Consider the following 24,129-nt stretch of genomic DNA (forward strand, 5'->3'; position numbering starts at 1 on the left):
GGGTGGGACGAAGTCTCCCACGGTCTGTACTGGTTAGAGTCAGATGACGAGCTTTAGTCCCACCCACCCCTTCAAGTCTAAACATACAAGCGAGCAAGCCCGCTCCCACAGAAGTGCCGTTACCTGCACGAAATGAGAAACGGCCCTTCACGGGCCGTTTTTTTCAGCGCGTCGGGAATGAAAGATCGAGACCAATCCGCACACCGCAAACAACGCACCTACCGCCGCCAGCCCTGGCCAGCCGTGATACTCGGCAGCGCTGGCCCCGAGGGCCGACCCCAACGCGCCGCCGGTGAAGTAGGTGACCATGAATACCGTGTTCAAGCGGCTGATCGCCTCGGGAGCCAAGGCCAGAATGCGCGCCTGATTGGCCAGTTGGTTGGCCCGGTTGCCAATGTCCAGTGCTGTGGCACAGGCCAGGATCAACCACCAGAAACCGCCTGCACCACCCAGATACAACGCAATGAAGGCCAGCAGCACCGCGCCGGTCCCCAGGTAGCTGAGTTTGATGCCGTAGTGTTGCGTGAGTCGGCCAAGCCAAGAGGCGGCGACGATCCCGACAATCGCCGAAAGCCCGAACAGCCCGGCCTGGCCGCTGGAGTAGTGATAAGGCTCAAGCGACAGCAACGAGGCCATCGACCCCCAGAACACGTTCAGCGCACCGAAAATCAGGCCACCGCTGACTGAGGAGCGACGCAGGGTCGGGTGGGCGCGCACCAGTTTCCACATTGACTTCATCAGGTCCAGATAGGGCAGGGTGCTGGACGGTGCGGTCACCGGCATGCGGATCATGATCGCCATGAACAGCATCACGTTCATCACGGCGGCAGCGAAGAACATGCCGCGCCAGCCGATCCAGGTGCTGACGGCGCCGCTCAAGGCCCGCGCCAACAGACCGCCGGCCGACAAACCACTGACCATCATGCCCAGCACGCTACCGCGTTGCTCCGGGGGCGCGAGGGCAGTGGCGGCGGGAATGATGATCTGCGCACTGACAGCTGACAGCCCCAGCACCACACTGGCCAGCAGCAAAAAGGAGTAGGTCGGCGCAACGGCGGAGGCGATCAGGCTGAGGAAGTTCAGGCTCAACATGCCGAGGATCAGCGAGCGCCGGGTTACGCGGTCGCCCAACGGCACAAATAGCAACAAGCCGAGGGCGTAACCGAGTTGGGTGAGCATGGCGATCTGGCCGACGTGGGCGCCCGAAATGCTGAACGTGGCGCCAATCAACGGCAGCATGGTCTGGTTGTAATAGATGGTCGCAACCGAAAAGCCGCAACACAGTGCCAGAGTGATCGCCAGGCTGGCGGGTAATGCGGTTTTACTCTCAGGCATCAGGTGTTCCCCCGTGAATGACAAGCGAGTGGCTGTTGTAGTCGGCGGAAGGGAAACGGGTCAAAGCACAAAACCGCAGGGCCGCTTGAGCAAATCTCATGTGTAATAAATCAGGGACAAGCCGTACCTGTAGGAGCCAGGCTTGCCGGCGAAGGCGCACTTGAGGACGCCTTCGCCGGCAAGCCTGGCGCCAACAAAAAATCATGCAGATGCACCATCAGGGGGTGTGAACCGCCTCCGATTCGGTCAGCACCTTCCTGAACGTCTCCACCAGCGGCCGCAAATTGATCCGGTGCCACGCCGCCCACAAGGGCGTGGTAAACGAAATCCACGGCACTTCCCGCAGCACCACACCCGGCGGCGCATTGCGGCTCAAGCCTTTCTGAATCATCGCAATGCCCAGCCCCGACGCCACCAGCCCCAGCGCAGTGAAGGGCTCGGTGGCTTCCATGCGGATGTCCGGGGTGAAACCGGCGCGGATGCAGGCGCTGACGAAGTCTTCGCGGCTGGCGCAGTTCTGTCGGTGTTGCACGCCGATCCATTCCTGATTGGCCAGGTCGGCCGGGGTCAGTGTGGCCTGGTGGGCGAGGGGATGGTGTTCGGGCAGGGCCAGTAGCATCGGGTCGTCCAGCACTTGAAACCCCAGCAGGTCCGGGTCGTCGGCGACGGGCGGTTCACTGACCAAGGCGATATCCAGACTACGCTGGCGCAGGCCTTCGAGTTGTTCGGCGGAACTCAGGTTGTACAACGCAACGTGCACGTTCGGCCGGTCGACGCGCAGCACCCGCAGGGCATTGGGCAGCACGCCAGCGTGCATGGCGTTTTCGATGTAGCCGATGCACAGGCCGCCTTCTTCGCCGCGACCGAGGCGTTTGCCCAGGGATTCGAGGCGGCTGGCATGGGTCAGGAGGGCGCGGGTTTCGGCGAGGAAGGTCTGGCCGTCGCGGGTCAGGCGGATGCGCTGCTGGCTGCGCTCGAACAGGGTCAGGCCCAGGCGTTCTTCAAGCTGGGCGATCTGCCGGCTCAAAGGTGATTGGGAGATGTGCAAGCGTTCGGCGGCGCGACCGACGTGTTCTTCTTCGGCGACGGCGACGAAGTAGCGCAATTGGCGGATGTCGATCATGTAAGACCTATAGGGACTCAAGTGCTGCGCATTATGTCTTGGACGGTCCGATCATCGCAATCTAGGATCTGCCCAACGGTCACTCAGCTGACCTCTGACACTGACGAGGATTTGAACCATGAGCTTGAAAGACAAACTGCCCGGCGCGCTGGGTTTCGGCACGGCCCCGTTGGGCAACATGTTCCGCGCCATTCCTGAAGACGAGGCGCGGGCCACCGTTCACGCGGCCTGGGATGCCGGCGTTCGCTACTTCGACACCGCGCCGTTTTACGGTTCGGGCCTGTCGGAGATTCGCCTGGGTGCTGCACTGGCCCAATACAACCGCGACGACTACGTGCTGAGCAGCAAAGTCGGCCGGGTCATCCTCGATGAAGTCGAAGATGCATCGGCCCGTGACCTGGGCGAAAAGAGCGGGGTGTTCGAACACGGCCGCCCGAACAAAATCGTCAACGACTACAGCGCCGACGCCACAATGCGCTCCATCGAAGACAGCCTCAAGCGCCTGCAAACCGATCGCCTGGACATCGTCTGGGTGCATGACATCGCCCAGGATTTTTACGGCGACCAGTGGCTGGAATACTTCAACCAGGCCCGCACCGGCGCGTTCAAAGTGCTGACCCGTTTGCGTGAAGAAGGCGTGATCAAGGGTTGGGGCCTGGGCGTGAACAAGGTCGAACCTTGCGAGCTGACCCTTGATCTGACCGAAGCCCAACCGGACGGTTTTCTGCTGGCGGGTCGCTACACTCTTCTCGACCACGACCGGGCCTTGCAACGTCTGATGGACGCGGCCTTGGCGCAGAACGTCGAAATCGTGGTCGGCGGCCCCTACAGCTCGGGCATTCTGGCCGGTGGAGCCCATTTCGAATACCAGAAAGCCAGCCCGGCGATCGTCGACAAAGTCGAGCAGATCAAACGCATCGCGGCGGCCCACGGTGTCGACATCAAGGCCGCTGCGCTGCAGTTCTCGCTGGCTAACCCGGCCGTGGCTGCTGTGATTCCGGGCTCCAGCCGTCCGGACCGGATTGCTGAAGATGTTGCGGCACTGTCGGCCGTGATCCCCGCTGCATTCTGGCAGGCGATGCGTGACGCGAAACTGGTGAGCGAACGCGCGCCATTGCCCCTCTGAGGAGTTTGAGCATGAAAATCGATCTGACTGGAAAACTCGCCATTGTCAGCGGCAGCACCGCCGGCATTGGCCTGGGCATCAGCAAGGCGCTGGCCGAATCCGGCGCCACGGTGGTGGTGATCGGCCGCGAGACGGCCAAGGTCGAGCAGGCGCTGGCGAGCATTCGCCAGAGCGTGCCGGGCGCGCAATTGCGTGGCCTGACCGCTGACCTCGGCACCGCCGACGGTGCCGAAAAGCTGTTCGCCGCCGAACCGCGCGCGGACATTCTGGTGAACAACCTCGGGATCTTCAACGAGGTGGATTTTTTCGACACGCCGGACAGCGAGTGGACGCGCTTTTATGAGGTTAACGTGATCTCCGGCGTGCGCCTGTCCCGGCATTACGTGCCGGACATGGTCAAGCAGGGCTGGGGGCGGGTGATTTTCCTGTCCTCGGAATCCGGGATCGCTATCCCGGCCGACATGCTCAATTATGGCGTGACCAAAAGCGCCAACCTCGCGGTGTCCCACGGCCTGGCCAAACGGCTCGCGGGCACTGGCGTGACGGTCAATGCGATCCTGCCCGGCCCGACATTGACCGATGGCCTGGAGCAGATGCTCAAGGAGGCCACCGCCGAATCGGGGCGTAGTGTCCGGGAAGAAGCCGATGCGTTTGTGCGCAAGGCCCGGCCGACCTCGATCATCCAGCGTGTGGCGAATGTCGAAGAAGTCGCGAACCTGGTGGCCTACATCGCCTCGCCGCTATCCTCGGCCACGACGGGCGCGGCATTGCGGGTCGACGGCGGTGTCGTCGACAGCATGGCCATCTGAATTTATTGATTGAGAGAGAGGATTACATGGCAAAGGCATCTGCATTTATCGACATTCCGGCTTCGGCCGATGAGGTGTGGCAATTGATTGGCGGTTTCGACACGCTGCCGGACTGGCTGCCGTTTATCCCGAAAAGCGAACTGAGTGAAGGCGGGCGAGTGCGCAGCCTGCAAACGGCGGATGGGGCGAAGGTGGTTGAGCGGTTGGAGACGTTTGATAACGCCGGGAAGACTTACAGCTACTCGATTTTGCATGCACCGTTTCCGGCGACTGAGTACCTGGCGACGATAAAGGTCGAGGCTCAGGGGCAGGGGGCTCGGGTGACGTGGTCGGGTCGCTTTACGCCCGACGGTGTCAGTGAAACAGAGGTTGAGGCGTTGTTTGCCGGGATCTATCAGGGCGGTCTTGAAGCCCTGCGGGCGAACTACCCAGCCTGATAACACCATAAATCCCCTGTAGGAGTGAGCCTGCTCGCGATGACGTCTTCAGCTTCAACATAGAGATTGACTGATAGACCGCTATCGCGAGCAGCCTCACTCCTACAGGGGGATGTGTTCGTTCAGGGAGACCGGGTCAGGTCTGGGGAATCAGATCGTGGCCGCAATCGAGCACCAACCGCGCACCGCCCAGTTCACTGGTGCCCACTTCAAGCGCAAACCCATGCAGGCTGACAATCGCCGCGACGATCGACAGCCCCAACCCGAACCCGCTTTTCTGATTCCCACTCTCGGCACGGTAAAAGCGCTGGAATACCGCTTCGCGTTCGCTTTCCGGGATACCCGGCCCTGAGTCGAGCACTTCGATTCGCGTGTGCCCAGCGTCATTGACCCCGCGCAAAATCACCTCGCCACCGGGCGGGGTAAATTTGATCGAGTTGCTCAGCAGGTTCGCCACGGCTTCAAACAACAGCGCCCGATCGCCGTTCAACATTGGCAGTGACGCAGGCAATTGCAGCTTGAACAGCAGCTCGCCTTCCTCCGCCAGCGGCAGGTAAAAATCATGCAGCTCCTGCAACAACGGCACCGGATCCAGCTGTACAAAACCGGAACGCCGCTGGCGGTCCTCCAGTTCGGAAATCCGCAGCAATCCACGAAACCGCGCCATCAAGGTATCGGCTTCACCGAGCACCGAGTCCAGCTGCACGGCCAGCGTCGAGCCGTCATCCGCCTGCTGCTGGATTCGATACAGCTGCGCCCGCAAGCGTGTCAGCGGTGTGCGCAGGTCATGGGCGATGTTGTCGCACACGCCCTTGACCTCGTTCATCAAGCGTTCGATGCGTTCGAGCATGGCGTTGACGATGGCCGCGAGCATGTCCAGCTCATCGCGGCGATTGGACAGTGGCAAACGCCGGGTCAGGTCGCCGGCGACGATGGCCTCGGCGCTGGCCTGGATTGCACGAATCCGCCGCAGCGGACGCCGCCTTAACAGGTGCCAACCGGCGATGCCGGGCAAAATGGTCAGCGTCACGCCCCAGAGCAACGCGTGCAGAATGATCCGGGTCACGGCAAACAACGAACCGTTATCGCGAACCAGCACCAGCCAGCGACCGTCCTTGGTCTGGGTCGCGACCGCGTCGCAACTGTCGGTGGGCAGGCTGGGGTCGTCAGACTCGGCGCAGTCGCCGAGCATGTGGATCTTGCCATCCAGCGGCAAGCCTTCGGGCATGTGCCGCAGCGCACCGCTGAGGTAACGGTGCTGCGAATCGAACAGGCCATAGGCGTCGATGCCGCGAATGTCGAAGGTCATGCTGACGGCGAGGGCCTCGGCCAATTGTTCGCCTTGAAAGTGCGAAAACAGGTGCTGGCGCTGCATCAGCGAGTGTTTGGCCAGATTGTCCAGGTACGCGGACACCTCGTAGTACATGACCCCCATCAGAATCCCGCTCCAGATCACGAACAGTGAACTGTAGAGCGCGAGCAAGCGGCTGCTGGATGAGCGCCAGCCGTTAGAGGGGTTCAGCAATGACATAACCCGAGCCTCGCACGGTCCGAATCAGTGGGACTTTGCCAGGCGGGTCGATCTTCTTGCGCAGCCGGCCGATGTGCACATCGATGAGGTTGGTGCCGGGGTCGAAGTGATACCCCCAGACTTCTTCGAAAATCATCATCCGCGACAGAATCTGCCCGGTGTTGCGCATCAGGAATTCCAGCAACTTGTACTCGGTGGGCAACAGCGTCAGCAGTTGATCGTCGCGGCTGGCTTCGTGGCTGATCAGGTTCAGCTCAAGATCGGCCACCCGCAGCGTGGTCGCCTGGGCCGTGACCGTGTTCTGGCGACGCAACAGGACTTCAACCCGGGCGGCCATTTCATCGGTGGCAAACGGCTTGGTCAGGTAATCGTCCCCGCCGGCGCGCAAGCCGCGCACTCGTTCATCGACGTCGGAGAGGGCGCTGATCATCAGGATCGGCGTGGCCACGCCCATGGTCCGCAGCGTGGTGACAATGGCCAGGCCATCGAGCTCCGGCAACATGCGGTCGAGGGTGATCAGGTCGTAGTTGCCGCTGACCGCACGCTCCAGGCCTTCGCGGCCGTTGTTGACCCAATCGACGTCGAGGCCGTGGCTACTGAGTTCGGCGACGATTTCCCGGGCGGTCACGGCGTCGTCTTCGATGGTCAAGATGCGGGTCATGGGGCCTGCCTGATTAGAGGTGCTCAACATAGAGCGGCATTTTGCCAAGAAATGACCGCCGGCTTTCTAAATAAAACTTCATGCGAGCTCGCTTTTGATCAATGCATAAAACCCGCTGCTATCCAGCCATCCTTGCAAAATGCAACGGGATTGGAAGTTCAAAATTTATAAGTCATTGAAATTAAACGATTTATTTAAAGTTGGCGACTGGCACGGTGACTGCACTTCCTTCTTCGAAGAGTTGTAACACCATCTTTCTGCCTGGAGCGATAAAACAATGAATAGATCCTCTGATGGTTTCTATCCCGCCTACGAAGAATCAAGCACGCTATCGGGTGTGTCCTGGGGCGCGATCTTTGCCGGTGCCGCCGCAGCGGCGGCGTTGTCGCTGATTCTGGTGCTGCTGGGATTTGGTCTGGGATTCTCGGCTGTTTCACCCTGGGCCAATGAAGGCGTGAGTGCCAAAGGCCTGGGGATCTCGACGATCATCTGGCTGGCCGCTACGCAAATCGTCGCATCCGGACTCGGTGGCTATATTGCCGGTCGCTTGCGGGTGAAGTGGGCCAACATGCACGGCGATGAAGTCTATTTCCGTGACACAGCCCATGGCTTCCTGGCCTGGTGCGTGGCCACGCTGGTCACCGCGACACTGGTCGTCGGTTCGGTCAGCAGCATTGTCAGCGGTGGCGTGCAAGCCGGCGCGAGTGTGGTCGGTGGCGCTGCCAGCGTTGCGACTCAAGCGGCGGGCACCGCGGCGGGTAATACCGACAGTGACCAGTACGGCTATTTCGTTGACAGTCTGTTCCGCGATGATCGTCCGGCTGCCGTCAGCGATGACGCCGCCCGCAGCACCGTGACTCGCATCTTCGTTCGCTCCCTGAGCAATGACGGTCAGCTGTCCGCCGAAGACCGGACTTACCTGGCGCAATTGGTCGCCCAGCGCACCAACCTGACCCAGGCCGATGCCGAACGCCGTGTCGATGAAGTTTACGCCCGCACCCAGAAAGCCGTGGCCGACGCCAAGCTCGCTGCGCAACAAGCGGCTGACACTGCCGCCAAAGTCGCTGCCTGGACCTCGCTGTGGATGTTCATTGCACTGCTGATCGGTGCGTTTTTTGCCAGCCTTGCCGCGACCTTCGGCGGCCGTCGTCGGGATGCCGTGGTGTATCTGGAAACCGACACCTACGTGACCACCACTTCCGTGCCACCTGTTCGCTAACCCAGGAGAATTACCATGCGCTCATTACTACTGTTTTTTCTTGGCGTGCCCATCCCGATCATCATCTTGATCGCCCTGTTCATGCATTGATCGACTGAGGCTCTTGCCTCTGCCGCTTCCGCCTCGGGTGGAAGCGGCGTTTTGCTTTCTGGCGGCCAATAAAGCGAAGATGCCCCACTGTGGGAGCGAGCCTGCTCGCGATAGCGGACTTTCAGTCGATGAGGATGTCGCCTGATGCACCGCTTTCGCGAGCAGGCTCGCTCCCACCTTTATTTTGCATTGACTCAAGAAGGGGAGAAGTACGTTGGACAAAAAGGAAATCAAGCGGCAACTGGTGGCGATGCTCGACGCCGGGCGCTCCAAAACCGAGACGTTCAAGGCGTTCTCCGGTGGGGCGGTCAAGGATCGGGTGCTGGCTTACTGGATTGGCGCCCGGCCCGATCCGGCATTGCGGGAAAAGCATTCACGCAAGGTCACCCTTCTGATCGCGCTGACCTGCGTACAGGCCTTGCTGGGTGCGGTGTCCGGGTTTTACCTGGGCGCGATGATCGGTTCTGGTGCGGTCGTGTTTTTCACCCTGTTTGCGGTGTTGGTACCGCTGGCGTTTGCCTGGGGCTTCTACAAAAACGTGGCACAGGCCTACACCATTTACGTGATTCTGACCGTCAGCCAGATTTCGCGGATGTTCAAGGGATATGAAGAAGACCCGGTGATGACCGTGGTCGGCGTCGTTATCACCCTGGGCATGGTGTTCTTCGTCGCCTTGGTAAAAAACCTGTTGTTCCCGGACCTGGGCTTCGTGGGATCGAAAAAGGTCAAGGGTCAGTACGTTTTCTCTAACTGATCGGCAGGTTGGGGGGGGCGGAGTCTTTCACTGGCCTGGATCAATATTCTCTTCTGCAATATCTCCTACCGTAAAAGATCCAAGCCCCTTCTGTGGCTTCGACTACATTGCTTTGACGCGCACCCTGTTGCGCTGTCGAAGTACCGGTGCGAGCCTTTTACCGAGTCGTTGGCCCGCAAGGTGTAGTGCAGCAAGGAGCTGTGGAACCTCACCTGAACTCTCATGGAAGAACATCGCAATGCCTCGCCTAGACAGAATGTTTGATATCCAGCCGCTACCGCGCGCGGATATGACTGTGCATATCAACGGCCAACCGGTCAGCGCCGCCCTTGGTGAAACCGTCCTCTCGGTCATTCAATCCCTTGGCCTGCGCCAGGTGGCCCGTAACGATCACGACCAAATCAGCGGCGCCTATTGCGGCATGGGCGTGTGCCAATGCTGCCTGGTGAAAATCAATGGTCGGCACAAACGTCGCGCCTGTCAGACCCTGGTGCGTGACGGCATGCGGGTCGAAACCCAAGTCAACCGCATCGTTGAGCAGGAGGGTGTATGAGCCTGCTTCCAGTGATCGTCGGTGGTGGGCCGGCAGGGATGGCGGCGGCCATTGAACTGGCCCGGCACGGCGTGCGTTGCACGTTGCTTGAAGAAGCTTCGCGGCTGGGCGGTGTGGTCTATCGCGGACCGTTGCGCGATGGCGTGCAACTGGACTATCTGGGGCCGCGGTACTCGGAGGCGCTGGCCACTTTGCATGGCGAGTTCCAGGCGCACGCAGCGCTGATCGAAGTGCGCCTGAATCACCGCGTGGTCGGTGCCGAAGGCACGCGCGCGTTGGTGGTGCTGGACAGCGAGGAGCAGTTGCAGAAAGTCGACTACCCGCAATTGCTGCTCGCCGCCGGTTGCCATGAACGCAGCGTGCCGTTTCCTGGCTGGACCTTGCCTGGGGTGATCCTGCTGGGTGGCCTGCAATTGCAGATCAAGAGCGGGGTGGTCAAGCCTCAAGGCCCCGTGGTGATTGCCGGCACCGGCCCTTTATTGCCGTTGGTGGCCTGTCAGCTGCATGCGTCCGGTGTCAGCGTCGCAGGTGTTTACGAGGCCAGCGCGTTCGGCAAGATCGCTCGGGAAAGCCTGTCACTGCTGAACAAGCCGCAGTTGTTCCTCGATGGCTTGAGCATGCTCGCGTTCCTCAAGCTGCATGGCATCCCCATGCATTACGGCTGGGGCGTGGTGGCGGCGCAGGGCGAAGGAGAGCTGAGTGCCGTGACCGTGGCGCCATATTCCAGCACCTGGGTGCCGGACCTGACCCGTGCCGAGCAGATTGCTGCGCAAACCCTGGCGGTTGGCTACGGTTTTATCCCGCGCACCCAACTCAGTCAGCAGATGGGCCTGAACCACGGGTACAGCGACGACGGTTATCTGCGGGCCAGTGCCAATATCTGGCAGCAAAGCAGCGAGCCTCACGTGCACCTGGCCGGTGACATGGGCGGCATTCGCGGTGGCGAAGCGGCGATGCTCGCGGGACGGATTGCGGCCACATCGATTCTGCTGCAACGGGACGTGCTGGACGCGGAACTGGCCCTGGTACGGCGCAATCGCTATTTGTCGAAACTCAAGGCCATCGTGCGCTTTCGCGCGGCGGTCGACCGATACACCGAGCGCGGCGCCGGGCAAACCGCGCTGCCGGCCGCCGATACGGTGATTTGCCGTTGCGAACACGCGACCCGCGCCGACATCGACCGGGCACTGGAGCAGGGCGTGCAAGACCTGGCCAGCCTGAAAATGCGCACCCGGGTGAGCATGGGCGATTGTCAGGGGCGGATGTGCGTCGGCTATTGCACCGACCGCTTGCGCGAAGTCACCGGTCGGCAAGACGTGGGTTGGTTGCGGCCGCGTTTCCCTATCGATCCGATTCCCTTTTCTGCGTTCCACTCCGTCGGCACGGAGGCCGCGAATCATGAGTAAGTTCTATGACGTGGTCATCGCTGGTGGCGGTGTGATCGGGGCGTCCTGCGCCTATCAGTTATCCAAGCGCAAAAACCTCAAAGTCGCCTTGATCGACTGTAAGCGTCCGGGCAACGCTACCCGCGCGTCAGCCGGCGGCTTGTGGGCGATTGGCGAGTCGGTAGGACTTGGCTGCGGGGTAATTTTCTTTCGCATGATGTCGGCCAACCGCAAGCGTGAAGCCCAGGGTTCGGCGGTGGTGGTGGATTCCAGCACGCCGCACATCCTGCCGCAGTCGTTCTTCGATTTCGCCTTGCAGTCCAACGCGATGTACCCGGCACTGCACCGCGAGTTGAAAGACCGTCACGGGATGGATTTCAAGTTCGAGAAGACAGGCCTGAAATTCGTGATCTACGACGAGGAAGACCGGCTCTACGCCGAACACATCGTAGCCTGTATTCCCCATTTGGCCGATCAGGTGCGCTGGCTCGACCAGGCGGCGCTGCGCGCGGCCGAGCCGAGTGTCAGCCATGAGGCGAGTGGTGCGCTGGAATTTCTTTGCGACCATCAAGTCAGTCCGTTCCGACTGGCCGATGCCTACACCGAAGGCGCGCGACAGAACGGCGTGGACCTGTATTTCAACACCAACGTCACCGGGGTTTTGCACCAGGGTTCTCGCGTCAGCGGCGTGCAGACAGCCGAAGCCGGGGTGTTTCACTGCAGCACGCTGATCAACGCAGCGGGTGCCTGGGCGGCGGATTTGAGTGAGCAGGCCACCGGTATCCGGATTCCGGTGAAACCGGTGAAGGGGCAGATTCTGCTGACCGAACGCCTGCCGAAAATCCTCAACGGTTGCCTGACCACCAGCGATTGTTATGTGGCGCAGAAAGACAACGGCGAGATCCTGATTGGCAGCACGACGGAGGATAAAGGCTTCGACGTGACCACCACCTACCCGGAAATTGCCGGGCTGGTGCAGGGGGCGGTGCGCTGTCTTCCCGAGCTGGCGGATGTGAATCTCAAACGGACCTGGGCGGGGCTGCGCCCGGGGTCGCCGGATGAGTTGCCGATTCTCGGGCCGATGAACGGGGTGGAGGGTTATCTGAATGCCTGTGGGCATTTCCGCACGGGGATTCTGACGTCGGCGATTACCGGGGTGCTGCTGGATAAACTGGTTAACAACGAACCGCTGCCGCTGGATATCACACCGTTCTTGGCGGATCGGTTTGCCGAGGAGCGCGTTGGGCTGAAGAAGTTGGCCTGACATTACACCGCGTTATCGTTCTTCGCGGGCAAGCCTCGCTCCTACAGATCCGCTGCCCTTGTAGGAGCGAGGCTTGCCCGCGAAGGCGGCATCACGATCACCCAATGACTCAATGACTCAAGCCTTGCCCGCTTCCCGCTCCTCCATCTGATCCGCCTCAAACAACCGCGCCAGTTCCGCCCGAGCTTCCTGGGCGGTCTGCAGCACCTTCGCGGCATCGTCATAAACCGCATGCTGAGCCTCCAGCACCTGTTCATCGTGATGCTTGAAGCGCTTGATCCGCGCATCGGCCTGCGCCTGGGTCAGCCCCAGTCCGACCAGGGTGCGACGGCTCATTTCCAGGCTCGAATAATAGGTTTCACGAATCGCCTCGGCGCCCAGGTCCACCAGCCGGTGCACGTGCTGACGGTTACGGGCCCGGGCGATGATCTTGATGTGCGGATAGAGCTTGTGCACCACCTCGGCGGTCTTGATGTTGGTGTCCGGGTCATCGGTGGCGATGACAAAGTACTCCGCCTGCTCGACCTTGGCCGCGCTGAGGATTTCCGGGCGCATCGGGTCGCCGTAGAACACCGGCACGCCGCCGAAGCTGCGGGACAGCTCGATGGTTTCCACGGACGTGTCCAGCGCCACGAACTTGATGTTTTGTGCCCGCAGAATCCGCGCCACGATCTGCCCCATCCGGCCCATGCCGGCGATCACCACACGCGGTGCGTCGGTGTCGATGTCGCGGAATTTCTCCGGCACCACCACAGGCTGCACCTTCGGCGAATACAGGCGTGCGCACAGCAGCAACAGCAGCGGCGTGACCGCCATGGACAGGGTGATCGTCAGCACCAGCAAGTCGTACAGACGCGCCTCGAACAATCCCTGGTCGCGGCCAATCTTGAACACCACAAACGCGAATTCACCACCGGCAGCGAGCACGATGCCGAGGCGAATCGCACTGACCCTGCCCAACCCGCCGGCCAATCGGCCCACCACAAACAGCAGCGGCAGTTTGATTGCGATCAGCAACAGGGTCAGGCCCAACACCGTGATTGGCGCGCTGAGCAGCAGGCTCAGGTTGGCGCCCATGCCGACGCTGATGAAAAACAGGCCCAGCAACAGGCCCTTGAACGGTTCGATCTGCGCTTCCAGTTCGTGACGGTATTCAGAGTCCGCCAACAGCAACCCGGCGAGGAACGCCCCAAGCGCCATCGACACGCCGACCAGGTCCATCAGCCACGCCGTGCCGATCACCACCAGCAACGCGGTGGCGGTAGACACCTCGGGCAAACCGGTCTTGGCCACCACGCGAAACACCGGACGCAGCAGATACCGCCCGCCGATCACCACCACCGCGATGCTGCCCAACACTCGCAGACCGTGATTCAAATCCTCGGTCGCCGTGGTGGTGTGGTCGCCGCCCGCCAGCAGCGGCACCATGGCAATCAAGGGGATCGCGGCGATGTCCTGGAACAGCAGAATCGCGAACGCCAAACGCCCGTGAGGGCTGGTCAGTTCCTTGCGCTCGGCCAGGCTTTGCAGGCCAAACGCGGTAGATGACAACGCCAACCCCAGGCCGAGGACGATGGCGCTGTTCAACGGCTGGCCAAAGACAAACAGCGCCAGCACGCCGATCACCGAACCGGTCAACAGCACCTGTGCCAGGCCCACGCCAAACACCGATTTACGCATCACCCACAAGCGACGCGGCGACAATTCCAGGCCGATGATGAACAGCAGCAGCACCACGCCGAGTTCGGAGATGTGACTGACGCTTTGTGGATTGCCGATTAATCCCAGCACAGATGGACCGATGATGACACCGGCAAACAGATAACCCAGCACAGCCCCCAATTGCAGGCGTTTGGCCAAGGGCACGGTGAGCACCGCGGCGAACAGGAACACAACGGCGGCTTGTAAAAGGTTGCCTTCATGGGGCATGACAAAACTCCAGCTACTCGGTACGGCGGGGGCGACAGGATAAAGGTTGGGACTTCACACGTCAGCAAAGAGCGGGAGTCATGCTGTTACAACTTGCATCAATTGGTTACATTCATAGGATAAGCTGATCAATCTGTCCGTCCCTCGAGTGCACACCATGGCGATCAATTTCGACCTCAACGATCTGCAAGCCTTCCGTGCCGTGGTCGAGCAGGGCAGCTTTCGCAAGGCGGCCGATACCGTGCGCATTTCCCAGCCAGCACTGAGCCGGCGAATTGAAAAACTCGAAGATGCTCTCGGTGTGCGCTTGTTCGAGCGCACCACCCGCAAGGTCAGCCTGACCCAGGCCGGCCGTGGTTTTATGCCGAGTGTCGAGCGATTGCTCGATGACCTCGACGTCGCGTTGCTGGGCATCAGTGAAGTGGCTTCAACCCGGCTCGGCCATGTCACGGTCGCCTGTGTACCCTCGGCGGCTTATTACTTCATGCCGCGCGTGATTGCCCATTACCACCGGCAATTCCCTCGGATCAAAGTCAAGGTACTCGACTCCAGCGCGCATGACGTGCTCAGCGCAGTGGTCAACGGTGAGGCGGATTTCGGTCTGAGTTTCATGGGCGCGCTGGAGGCCGAGGTCGAGTTCGAGCCGCTGGTGCAAGAAAGTTACGTGGTGGCCTGTCGGCGCGATCATCCGTTGGCCGGCCGTAGCAGCGTGACCTGGGATGAGTTTTATCAGCAGGATTACATCTCGCTGGACAAGACGTCCGGCAATCGTTTTTTGCTGGACCAGGCACTGACCGGCATCGTGCCGCAGCGGCCGAGTATCTGCGAAACCCGCCATGTCACGACGATGATTGGGCTGGTGGAGGCGGGATTAGGGGTGGCAGCGGTGCCGTCGATGGCGATGCCGGCAGCCGATCACCCGATCCTGACACGGGTGCCGCTGACCGATCCGCAAGTGATGCGCAGTGTCGGTCTGATCAAACGCCGGGGGCGAACCCTGACCCCGGCGGCGTTGGAGCTGGAACGGCTAGTGGTGGAAATGAAAGTGCAGCCACCTGTTCTCAGCGGCTGACCGAATCCAGGCCGGTTGCTTTCACGTCCGACTGGGCGGCTGCAGAGGCCATATAGTCGAGCAGTGCCTTGGCTTCGGCGGGGTGTTGCGCGCCGACTGGAATGCCGGCGGCAAAACGTGTCACCGACTGCACCGATTCCGGAAGCTTCGCTACAAAACTGACCCCCGGCACGGGCAGCAATTCACTGACTTGCTGGAATCCCAACTGATAGTCGCCCGTGGCAACCACCGAGCCGACCGGGATTTTCGGGATCATTGTGGATTTGGGTTTCAATTGATCTTCGATGCCCAGACGCTTGAACAGTTGATTCTCGATGTATACGCCGCTGGCGCTGTCGGAGTACGCCACCGACCGGGCGTCAAGCAGGGTCTTTTTCAAGCCGTCCACCGAGCTGATGTCTGGCTTCGGCGCGCCTTCGCGCACCACCAGGCCGATCCGCGAATCCGCCAGTTCCACCCGTGAAGCAGGGTCCACTTTGCCTTGTTTGATCAGGTCGTCGAGGGCGTAGCCGACCATGATCACCACGTCGGCCTTTTCACCTCGAGCGAGGCGATTGGGGATCGCTTCCGGTGCCTTGCCCATCGATGGCCCCAGGGCGGTGTCGAGCGTGTTGCCGGTGGATGCGGCGAACTTCGGGCCGAGGATTTTGTAGGCAGCGGTAAAGCCACCGGAGGTCATCACGCGAATCTCTTCGGCCTGGGCGACAGCACTCAGGCCAAGGCTGGCCGCCAAGGCCAGGGCTGCAAGGTTAAATAGCTTCTTCATGGGCATCTTCTCGAAAAGGACGGGTTCAAGACATCGCCGGTTGCAGGCGACCGGTCGAGCGGCGGTAGAGATACAGCGTCGCGCACAAGGCGCAGAGCGCGGCGAAACTCATCCAGTAGCCGGGCGCGGCTTTGTCGCCGGTGTACTGAATCAGGAAGGTCGACATCGCCGGGGTGAAACCACCGAATACCGCCGTGGCCAGGCTGTAGGCCAGGGAGAAACCGGCGACCCGCACCTCGACCGGCATGATTTCCGTCAGCGCGGCGATCATCGCGCCGTTGTACAAACCGTAAATGAACGACAGCCACAGCAACACCAGCAGCATGTGCATGAAGCTCGGCGCGTTGACCAGGAAGGTCAGCGCCGGATACGCGGTGGCAAGGGTCAGCAACGCCATGGCGATCAACACCGGACGTCGTCCGATACGATCGGACAAGGCCCCGCCCAGGGGCAGCCAGAAGAAGTTCGACACCCCCACCAGCAAGGTCACCAGCAGCGCATCGGACGTGCTCAGGTGCAGCACGGTTTTGCCGAACGTCGGTGCGTACACGGTGATCAGGTAAAAGGCGGTAGTGGTCAGCGCGACCATCATCATTCCGGCGAAGACGATCACCCAGTTCTGCGCCAGTGTGCGGAATACATCGCCCATGCTCGGACGGTGTTTGCGCGCGGTGAATTCTTCGTTTTCTTCCAGGTTGCGCCGCAGAAAGAAAATGAACGGCACGATCAGGCAGCCAACGAAAAACGGAATCCGCCAGCCCCAGTCGGCAATCATGGCCGGCGCCATCCATTGATTCAGTCCATACCCCAAGGCCGCTGCGACAATAATTGCCACTTGCTGGCTGGCCGACTGCCAACTGGTGAAAAAGCCTTTGTTGCCGGGCGTGGCGATCTCCGAGAGGTACACCGAGACACCGCCCATTTCCGCACCGGCCGAGAAGCCTTGCAGCAATCGGCCGATCAGGACGATGGCCGGTGCGAACAGCCCGATGGTTTCGTAGCCGGGCACCAACACAATCAATATCGTGCCGCTGGCCATGATCGACAGCGTCACAATCAACCCTTTTCGCCGACCCACATCGTCGATGTAGGCACCCAGCACCACTGCGCCCAACGGACGCATGAGGAAGCCTGCGCCAAACACCGCGAAGGTCATCATCAGCGAGGCGAATTCGCTACTGGCTGGAAAGAAGACAGCGGCGATCTGCGTGGCGTAAAAGCCAAAAAGGAAGAAGTCGAACTGCTCTAGGAAGTTGCCGGAAGTGACCCGGAAAATTGCTCCGGCGCGAGAGCGCCCGGAAGGGATTGCTGTTGTCATTGACCTGTACTCCACCGCTTTTATGACGTGCATTGCCTGGGCGCAGTGCACGGTTCTTATTGAGGCGAATGGTGGAGCAGGGCGATCGATATGATAAGTGCATTATTGGCATGTATTAATGCGTGAGGCGGATCAATGTGTGCGAACGGAATGATTCACCGCGGACACAGTCGGAGTTGGGTATGCCATCAACCAAGGATCACCCATGAACAGCAAATCCCTCATCGCCGCCCTGGCTATCGCTGCTGGCGTTGCCGGCATCAGCCCCCTCGTTCAGGCGGATGAACCCGCCGCAAAAACCGTCCAGCCCGGCGTCAATAACACCCGCGAACTGGTGGTCGGCGACCGCGCCCCGGACATGTATCAACACACAGATAAAGCGCTGCGCAACTGGAAGGCGAAAGGCCTGAAAGCACCCAAGGAACAGGCGCAGTGGGTGCAGATCAATGACAAGTACATGATGGTGATGATCACCAACGGCACGATTGTGGACATTACGCCGGTTGAGCGTTAGGTCGAACGGCTACTCGCTGTGAGCGCGCACCGGGCTTTCAGTGCCCAACCGATACTGATTATTCCCGCTGCGTTTCGCCTCATACATCGCCAGGTCCGCTATATGAATCAACCGGTCCATGCTCGGCGCATGGTCCGGGAATACCGCGACCCCGAGGCTGGTGCCGATGTGGCGTTGGTCGTTGCCGATTGTGATCGGCGGTGACAGTTCGACGAAGATTTTCTGGCAGATGGTGCGAGCCTCGTCTTGCAGGCTGACGCCTTGGGGCAACCCTTGCAGAATGACCACGAATTCATCGCCGCCGATCCGGGCAACGGTGTCGGTCGAGCGCAGGATTTTCTTCAATCGCGTAGCGGTCGTGATCAGGACCCGGTCGCCGGCCGCATGACCGTAGTGGTCGTTGATCGCCTTGAACCCGTTGAGATCGACAAACACTAATGCCACCCGGGTGGCGCTGACCCGTGCCTGTTCGAGCGCTTCGCACAGACGTTCTTCAAGCACCAGGCGATTGGGCAGGCCGGTCAACGGGTCGTAATGGGCCAGGTGTTGCAGGTAACTGGCCGAGGCTTTTTCCTCGGTGATGTCGCGCACCACACCCATCATCTTGATGGTTGCGTCATGGTCGTTCTTGACCACGTTGCCGGTTTCCCGCAGCCAGCGAATGCTGCCGTCGGGCCAGACCACGCGGTATTCCTCGTCATGGTTTTCACCGGTTTCCAGGCATCGCAACTCCCCGGCACGAACGTTGGCCCGGTCGTCCGGGTGTACGCAGGCGCAGAACAGTGCGTAGGAGGGTGTGACCTCGCCGATCTTGAAACCGAACATCCCGTAGATCGCGTCCGACCAGTAGAGCTTGTCGGTGTCGACATCCCAGTCCCAGGTGCCGATGCGGGCGAAGTATTGGCTGCGCTTGAAACGCTCGGCGTCGCCGTCCTGGCGAATGTGCAGGCCTTCGGACAGGCTGGCGATCAGCGCGCGTTGCTCGGCCAATTGCTTTTGCAGCGAGCGCTCGCGGCAGATCAGCGCAATGATCAGGGCAAGCATCACTGAGCCGATGGCTGCGCTGGTCCAGACGTCATTCATTCAGGGGTTGCCATCGTGTCGTATTGATCCGAGTGTCTTGGTGTTGCTTATCTTAGTTGAGGTTAATGCCGAAAACCGTTCCGAATGGGTTGCCAATGGCGCACATTTCTGGGAAAACGGCGCCCATTGGGGCCTGTCGGGTGTGAGAACAATAGAGTGAACGTGATGAATGATGAATTGCAGATAATCGATCTTGAAGTGGGCGGCGGCAAAGCCGCCGTCAAAGGCGCACTGATCACCACCCAATACCGCGGCTGGCTGGAAGACGGCACCGAATTCGATTCGTCCTACAGTCGTGGCAAACCTTTTCAGTGTGTGATTGGCACAGGGAGGGTGATCAAGGGTTGGGATCAGGGAATTATGGGCATGCAGGTGGGCGGTAAGCGCAAATTGTGGGTGCCGGCGCATTTGGCCTACGGCGAGCGGACGATGGGCGCGATCACGCCGAATTCGAATTTGATTTTCGAGATTGAATTGCTGGAAGTGCTGACGCGGGATGATTGATACGTGAGTTGAAGTTGGTTTCGTCGCGAGGGTAAGTCCCTCGCCGCGAAATTCGTGTGTTCGAACACCCGCTGGATCAGGTGAATGTGTCGATGTCGTCCAGCGTGTCCGCAACAATTCCTTCCAGGGCAGGGAATTTTTCCTTTACGTTTTCGAGTGCCGACAGAACCGTTTTCTTATCCAGTTCGCCATGACGGCGAGCGAGATGAGCAAGAGCCGTGATGGCCGATGCTGCAACCGATTCGGACTCACTTGCGAGGAATTTAAGGCAAGTGTTCAGAGCCCAGATGTTGTTTGCTTCATTGAGCCCAATGGAAACCAATGCTGAAGTGACATTCGTATCCACGCCGCTTTCAAGAAGCTTCGTCGCTTCATCATGGCTCATGGATGGATCTTGATAGAGAAGGCTCACTATTTCGCTCCCAGAATATTGCCCTTGTTGTCTACTTTCTTAGCTTTGATCAAAGCATTTTTCATATCTTGGTGGAGTTTATCCCATGGCCTGACATGGCCGTGGTAAAGGTCCTCACCTGTACGGTCGAAGACCACAAGTTCATTTGTGCCTGGATCAATGCCAATCCTGCGTGGTGAGGTTGGTTTACCTGAATTGAGTGTTCCAGTGCGAAATTGCACTCCACTTGACCACCCGTTTGCATTCGACCTGACCAGTCATTTGCAATCGATCTGGCCACCGATTGCATCGGATTTGACCAGCACGCTTTGTAACCATGATCGGCAGAGAATGGCCAAAAGCAGGCGTTCAAAGCTGTCTACATAAACGTGGTCGATTCAGACATTAAGCTCGTCACTGAACGATGCGATACCATGTTCTTGGCTAGGGCAGGTCTGAAGTACATGCACTCAGTGCGTCAATGTCTGCCGCTACGATGATGGCCAAGTGCTTAGCGATTTTCTCGATTGGCCAGTGCCACCAAGCAATTGATTCAAGTGCCGACACTGTTTCTGGAGAAAAGCGTTCTTTGATTACTTGTGCGGGGTTCCCTCCAACAATGGTGTAGGCGGGAACATCCCTGACAATTACAGATCGTGAAGCAATGATTGCGCCATTACCGATTTTCACGCCAGGCTTGATAAGCGAGTCGTAACCAATCCAGACGTCGTTTCCGATAATGGTGTCGCCTTTATATGGAAGTTCATCAGGTTGGGGCATGACCTTTTCCCAGCCGTTACCAAAGTGCTGAAACGGGTAAGTGGAAAAGCCTGACAGTTTGTGATTCGCACCATTCATAATGAATTTCACGCCACGAGCTATGGCGCAAAATTTGCCAATGACGAGTTTATCGCCGACAAATGGGTAATGGTATAGAACGTTACGTTCAAAGTTCTCTGAGTTTTCAGGGTCGTCGTAGTAAGTATAATCACCAATGATAATATTTTTACTGGATACAGTGTTTTTTATGAAACATACCTGAGAAACACCTTCCATCGGGTGTTTGCTCAAAGGGTTGGGGCCATTCATGTAGACTCTCTTCATTAAATAGGGTGAAATTAACAAGCATGCTTACAAGCTGTGCTCTATATTAGGCTACAGTAAGCCCTAGACTTGACAGCAGCATCGCCGCCTGATTTTTAGATATGATTGCCCCTTTAAACTGTTTGGCATCCATAAGCTTTAAACCGTGCAAACTGGCTTCACGAAGGTCGGCATTATCAAAGCGAGCACCATTAACTCGAGCATTGCTTAAGCTTCCACCTTTAAATACCGTGTTGCGAAAGTCGACATCCCTTAAGTCCGCGTCGGAGAAGTCCAGATTGTCCAGCTCACACTTAAGGAAGGAAAACCCTAGGAGAAATGTCCCCACCAGCAGCGTGTCCTTGAAGGTAACTCCTAATGACGCGGCCCCGCTGAAATTAGAGCCTGTTAATTTGCAGCTTGTGAATGAGACTATGCCCAGGCGGCAATTCTGCCAATCACTATTGTTCAGGTCTGAATTTTCGAACGTTCCTTCATTGAGTATCGCGGATTTGAATTTTACTTTCGCCCCTCTACACCCTTTCCAGGTGGTAGCCTCAAGCTTTGTGGCAGTGAAATCCGTTTCTGTCAGGTTGCAGCGCTCAAAATATGAGTCGCATAAATCTAGGCGACTAAGATCAGCGTTTGATAAATCTACATTAGAGAACCATAAGGGTTTTTTTCGGATATTAATTAAGTCCTCAACCTCTGATCGATCCAGTTTTGTAGAATCAATAATAAGATAATCAGCTTTTTCAATCATGAAAAACTCCTGCGGTGTTTGCTGTTCGTAACCCGTCTGTACCGTCCGGGATTTGATTGTCTCGTTGGGACTGTTAGCCCTCTCTACGTTGTGCGCGGGGCTAACTGTTGTCGGGATAAACAACGAATCCGAAATTCTCCAGCAGAGCTGATTGCTGCCATTCAAGAATTTTAATGCCTGAAGTGTTTGTTTTTCGAAAATCAATGCCACTTATATCTGCATTACGGAAGTCAGTATTGGATACAGAAAGTCCGGTATAATGAAGTGGTGAAAATTCTGTATTAGTTAAATCGGCTTCATCTAAGTTAGTCATCGTCATAATGACTGACAGGAATTTGCTATGTGAGAGGTTGCATTTGGAAAGATTGGTCGAGCTAAAGTCGGCGTATCTGAAATCTGTGTTGGTAAGCTGTGCCGCGCTGATTACCAATTTGCGACTAATGGCGATATTGAAAGTGGCCAGATTAAAGTCGGTTTCCACGGCGCGACAATGATCAAGTACCAGCTGGAATAGTTGTGCGCGATTAAACGTACTTAAAGAAATATCGCACTCATAAAATTCAGCTCTTCGAAGGTCGGCAAGTTTGAATTGACAACCAGTTGATTGTTCTTTGTCGTAAAATGTACAATCTGAAAACCAACAGTCTTGCAAGTTAGCATTTCCAAAGTTGCAATTGAATATTTTGCATTTTTTTAAGTGCAGCCCACTCAGATCGCTTCCCCCGAAGTTGCAATTTAGTAGCTTACAGTTGGTAAGTGTCAGGTCCTTTTTGGTCATTCCCTGAAAATTTAGGTTTGTGAAGGTTTGATCACTTGCGGCAGTGGCGTCCAAGAATAATGCTTCATTGTCACATTCCATAGGTGTCATTGCTCAACGCGTAAAGAATGAAAAGGCTGCCCACGAATAGTTGTCGTTCGTATATTTGAGTGCAGATGACGAACCTGGTTGTGGTCGCTGAGATCCTGAATATATTCCAAGTGGAACAACTATTCCACATGGACAAAATTGGTGTCAACTGTTATAAAATTTCTTTTCTTCCGAGTAGAACAATTGAGCTCGATACTCAGAGGTGCCCTGCATCGGCATCCAGATGGCGCGGGATACGCACGCGGTGAAGATACCCGTGCTCGAATCGTGGCTGCAGCGCTGAAGCTGTTCGGCGAGCGGGGTTTCGAGGCTGCATCAACCCGCGATATTGCAGCCGCTGCTGGCGTAAATGCCCCTGCGTTGAGGTACTACTTCGATAACAAGGAAGGTGTGTACCTTGCGTGCGCGGAGCACATTGCTTCTCACGTGTGGGAGTACATGTCGCAGGTGGTCGCTGATGCCGAGCAGGTGCTCGCGGAGAATGAGAGTCACGATGCCCTAATCGATGCCTTCTGTGCGATACAAGGGCGTGTCGTGGACTTCATGTTCAAGTCGCAAGACTCCTTGGAATGGCAGCTATTCATTGCCCACGGGCAAGGCGGCCAGGGGCCTGCGGCCGGTTTTCACATCATCAATAATCGCCTCAATGAGCCAATTTCTTCCGTGACAACCGCAATTGTTGGGCGTTTGCTGGGGCGAGCGGCCAGCGATGATGAAACGCGGATCAGATCAATGGCGTTGAGCGGCCAACTGGCAGTCTTTCAGATGATGCGCCGTACTGCTCTCACCTCACTGAATTGGGATAAGGTTGATGCGGAGCGGCTTGAACTAATAAAGCGTGTGGTTATCGATCACACCCGCGCGGTTCTGCACGCCATGATCATTGGACGTAGTCCGACATAACCGTAGCTGCCCGACCTACGGCCTTTCCAATCCCGTAGTTGGACATCCACCATTAGTGGCTTTTAGCCGGTTGCTGCTCGTCTCGACCGGCAGCAATGGGTCGAAAGCGGTCCGTCGCGAGCAGATGCTATTGACCCATTACAGCCCTTAGCTTCGGGCGGCAGACATCATCACCTATATGAGCTATCGGTCATGCAAACAACGGCTTTTCTAAATGAATCCGAGATTCGTCTCGCGGCGCAGCGCGCCTTGTTAGGTGAGGTTCCGCCACGCCTGAGATCCGTGTCGTTCGATGTCGTTGACGATGGGCGGCTGCACGGGCGATTCGAGTTCGACGGTGATCCGACGGATGAGGAGAGAGAATGTGCTAGCGTCGTTATGACAAACATCCTTGCAATGCTCGGCCCTACTATTTCCTACACGGAAGACTACGTATCCAATATCTTCCCACAACACTGTAATTTTCTGCCTTTTGCTGTCTATGCGCGAAACGAAGATGCATGGAATAGCTGGACCGCGAGCTATGGAAACGAATAATCGAACGACCGCTATGGGTCCAGGCTGTGTGAAAACGCGCTAAACACCTCGAAAACTGAGAGTCGCGAGGGTTGCCTATGGAATCAGCGGGCGGAAGCGCGAATTAGTTTA

Annotated in this window: 25 protein-coding genes; 13 read left to right on the plus strand and 12 right to left on the minus strand. The window is 58.2% G+C overall.

Annotation, left to right across the window (positions count from 1 at the left end; translation table 11 throughout):
- Positions 1 to 147 precede the first annotated feature (147 nt).
- Positions 148 to 1,335, minus strand: a complete 1,188-nt coding sequence (locus tag FBY01_RS31030; protein WP_010455228.1) for an MFS transporter — start codon at positions 1,333 to 1,335, stop codon at positions 148 to 150.
- Between the two features lie 217 nt (positions 1,336 to 1,552).
- Positions 1,553 to 2,458 (minus strand): LysR substrate-binding domain-containing protein, encoded by a 906-nt coding sequence (locus FBY01_RS31035; protein WP_010455227.1) that lies wholly within the window; start codon positions 2,456 to 2,458, stop codon positions 1,553 to 1,555.
- Between the two features lie 118 nt (positions 2,459 to 2,576).
- On the opposite strand from FBY01_RS31035, the gene FBY01_RS31040 reads away from it, so the two are divergent.
- Genes FBY01_RS31040 through FBY01_RS31050 form a run of 3 tightly spaced genes read left to right on the plus strand, consistent with a single transcriptional unit; the run spans position 2,577 to position 4,830 of the window.
- The gene (locus FBY01_RS31040) at positions 2,577 to 3,584 is read left to right on the plus strand and encodes an aldo/keto reductase (RefSeq protein WP_145311030.1); all 1,008 of its coding nucleotides are present in this window, start codon (positions 2,577 to 2,579) and stop codon (positions 3,582 to 3,584) included.
- An 11-nt stretch (positions 3,585 to 3,595) separates the two neighbouring features.
- On the plus strand, positions 3,596 to 4,393 hold the full coding sequence (locus FBY01_RS31045; RefSeq protein ID WP_145311032.1) for an SDR family NAD(P)-dependent oxidoreductase: 798 nt from the start codon (positions 3,596 to 3,598) through the stop codon (positions 4,391 to 4,393).
- A gap of 26 nt (positions 4,394 to 4,419) precedes the next feature.
- A complete protein-coding gene (locus FBY01_RS31050) occupies positions 4,420 to 4,830 on the plus strand; it encodes an SRPBCC family protein (protein WP_010455221.1) in 411 nt (136 codons plus the stop codon).
- Positions 4,831 to 4,966: 136 nt separating this feature from the next.
- On the opposite strand, the gene FBY01_RS31055 is transcribed toward FBY01_RS31050, so the two are convergent.
- Positions 4,967 to 6,361 carry a HAMP domain-containing sensor histidine kinase gene (locus tag FBY01_RS31055; protein ID WP_145311034.1) on the minus strand — a complete coding sequence of 465 codons (1,395 nt, stop codon included), beginning with the start codon at positions 6,359 to 6,361 and terminating at the stop codon, positions 4,967 to 4,969.
- Entirely contained in the window at positions 6,339 to 7,022 is a 684-nt protein-coding gene (locus FBY01_RS31060; RefSeq protein WP_010455216.1) for a response regulator transcription factor, read from the minus strand. The genes FBY01_RS31055 and FBY01_RS31060 overlap by 23 nt, the downstream gene beginning before the upstream one ends.
- Positions 7,023 to 7,299: 277 nt before the next feature.
- On the opposite strand from FBY01_RS31060, the gene FBY01_RS31065 reads away from it, so the two are divergent.
- The 5 genes from FBY01_RS31065 to hcnC all read left to right on the plus strand — a co-directional run bounded on the left by FBY01_RS31065 (position 7,300) and on the right by hcnC (position 12,287).
- Positions 7,300 to 8,241 carry a hypothetical protein gene (locus FBY01_RS31065; RefSeq protein WP_010455215.1) on the plus strand — a complete coding sequence of 314 codons (942 nt, stop codon included), beginning with the start codon at positions 7,300 to 7,302 and terminating at the stop codon, positions 8,239 to 8,241.
- 304 nt (positions 8,242 to 8,545) lie between these two features.
- Complete coding sequence (locus tag FBY01_RS31075) at positions 8,546 to 9,085, plus strand: hypothetical protein (protein WP_010455213.1); 540 nt, start codon at positions 8,546 to 8,548, stop codon at positions 9,083 to 9,085.
- Positions 9,086 to 9,323: 238 nt separating this feature from the next.
- Positions 9,324 to 9,638, plus strand: a complete 315-nt coding sequence (gene hcnA, locus FBY01_RS31080) for a cyanide-forming glycine dehydrogenase subunit HcnA (RefSeq protein WP_145311036.1) — start codon at positions 9,324 to 9,326, stop codon at positions 9,636 to 9,638.
- Positions 9,635 to 11,044, plus strand: a complete 1,410-nt coding sequence (gene hcnB / locus FBY01_RS31085) for a cyanide-forming glycine dehydrogenase subunit HcnB (protein ID WP_145311038.1) — start codon at positions 9,635 to 9,637, stop codon at positions 11,042 to 11,044. Before hcnA ends, hcnB begins: the two co-directional genes overlap by 4 nt.
- Positions 11,037 to 12,287, plus strand: coding sequence for a cyanide-forming glycine dehydrogenase subunit HcnC (gene hcnC, locus FBY01_RS31090; RefSeq protein ID WP_145311040.1), 1,251 nt, complete (start codon positions 11,037 to 11,039; stop codon positions 12,285 to 12,287). The genes hcnB and hcnC overlap by 8 nt, the downstream gene beginning before the upstream one ends.
- 117 nt (positions 12,288 to 12,404) lie before the next feature.
- Here hcnC and FBY01_RS31095 read toward each other — a convergent pair whose 3' ends face one another.
- On the minus strand, positions 12,405 to 14,216 hold the full coding sequence (locus FBY01_RS31095; RefSeq protein WP_010455204.1) for a monovalent cation:proton antiporter-2 (CPA2) family protein: 1,812 nt from the start codon (positions 14,214 to 14,216) through the stop codon (positions 12,405 to 12,407).
- A 157-nt stretch (positions 14,217 to 14,373) separates the two neighbouring features.
- On the opposite strand from FBY01_RS31095, the gene FBY01_RS31100 reads away from it, so the two are divergent.
- Positions 14,374 to 15,288, plus strand: a complete 915-nt coding sequence (locus FBY01_RS31100; protein WP_010455202.1) for a LysR family transcriptional regulator — start codon at positions 14,374 to 14,376, stop codon at positions 15,286 to 15,288.
- Here FBY01_RS31100 and FBY01_RS31105 read toward each other — a convergent pair.
- Positions 15,278 to 16,054 (minus strand): substrate-binding domain-containing protein, encoded by a 777-nt coding sequence (locus tag FBY01_RS31105; RefSeq protein ID WP_010455200.1) that lies wholly within the window; start codon positions 16,052 to 16,054, stop codon positions 15,278 to 15,280. The two genes, FBY01_RS31100 and FBY01_RS31105, sit on opposite strands and share 11 nt — an antisense overlap.
- A 25-nt stretch (positions 16,055 to 16,079) precedes the next feature.
- Positions 16,080 to 17,372, minus strand: a complete 1,293-nt coding sequence (locus FBY01_RS31110) for an MFS transporter (RefSeq protein WP_145311043.1) — start codon at positions 17,370 to 17,372, stop codon at positions 16,080 to 16,082.
- A gap of 205 nt (positions 17,373 to 17,577) precedes the next feature.
- Here FBY01_RS31110 and FBY01_RS31115 point away from each other — a divergent pair, with 205 nt between their 5' ends.
- Positions 17,578 to 17,886, plus strand: coding sequence for an RcnB family protein (locus FBY01_RS31115; protein WP_077749312.1), 309 nt, complete (start codon positions 17,578 to 17,580; stop codon positions 17,884 to 17,886).
- A gap of 9 nt (positions 17,887 to 17,895) precedes the next feature.
- Here FBY01_RS31115 and FBY01_RS31120 read toward each other — a convergent pair whose 3' ends face one another.
- A complete protein-coding gene (locus FBY01_RS31120; RefSeq protein WP_010455194.1) occupies positions 17,896 to 18,969 on the minus strand; it encodes a sensor domain-containing diguanylate cyclase in 1,074 nt (357 codons plus the stop codon).
- 165 nt (positions 18,970 to 19,134) lie between these two features.
- On the opposite strand from FBY01_RS31120, the gene FBY01_RS31125 reads away from it, so the two are divergent.
- On the plus strand, positions 19,135 to 19,473 hold the full coding sequence (locus FBY01_RS31125) for an FKBP-type peptidyl-prolyl cis-trans isomerase (RefSeq protein ID WP_077749311.1): 339 nt from the start codon (positions 19,135 to 19,137) through the stop codon (positions 19,471 to 19,473).
- A 76-nt stretch (positions 19,474 to 19,549) separates the two neighbouring features.
- Here the strand turns inward: FBY01_RS31125 and FBY01_RS31130 are convergent, their stop codons facing one another.
- The 4 genes from FBY01_RS31130 to FBY01_RS31150 form a co-directional block, all read right to left on the minus strand.
- Complete coding sequence (locus FBY01_RS31130) at positions 19,550 to 19,885, minus strand: hypothetical protein (protein WP_145311045.1); 336 nt, start codon at positions 19,883 to 19,885, stop codon at positions 19,550 to 19,552.
- Between the two features lie 423 nt (positions 19,886 to 20,308).
- Entirely contained in the window at positions 20,309 to 20,968 is a 660-nt protein-coding gene (locus FBY01_RS31140) for a Vat family streptogramin A O-acetyltransferase (RefSeq protein WP_145311053.1), read from the minus strand.
- A 46-nt stretch (positions 20,969 to 21,014) separates the two neighbouring features.
- A complete protein-coding gene (locus FBY01_RS31145; protein ID WP_145311047.1) occupies positions 21,015 to 21,710 on the minus strand; it encodes a pentapeptide repeat-containing protein in 696 nt (231 codons plus the stop codon).
- Positions 21,711 to 21,810: 100 nt separating this feature from the next.
- A complete protein-coding gene (locus tag FBY01_RS31150; RefSeq protein ID WP_178113332.1) occupies positions 21,811 to 22,542 on the minus strand; it encodes a pentapeptide repeat-containing protein in 732 nt (243 codons plus the stop codon).
- A gap of 177 nt (positions 22,543 to 22,719) precedes the next feature.
- Here FBY01_RS31150 and FBY01_RS31155 point away from each other — a divergent pair, with 177 nt between their 5' ends.
- Complete coding sequence (locus tag FBY01_RS31155; RefSeq protein ID WP_256664582.1) at positions 22,720 to 23,481, plus strand: CerR family C-terminal domain-containing protein; 762 nt, start codon at positions 22,720 to 22,722, stop codon at positions 23,479 to 23,481.
- A gap of 192 nt (positions 23,482 to 23,673) precedes the next feature.
- Positions 23,674 to 24,018 (plus strand): hypothetical protein, encoded by a 345-nt coding sequence (locus FBY01_RS31160; protein WP_145311051.1) that lies wholly within the window; start codon positions 23,674 to 23,676, stop codon positions 24,016 to 24,018.
- Positions 24,019 to 24,129 lie beyond the last annotated feature (111 nt).

The organism is Pseudomonas sp. SJZ077, from assembly GCF_007993905.1.
Taxonomy (GTDB): domain Bacteria; phylum Pseudomonadota; class Gammaproteobacteria; order Pseudomonadales; family Pseudomonadaceae; genus Aquipseudomonas; species Aquipseudomonas mandelii.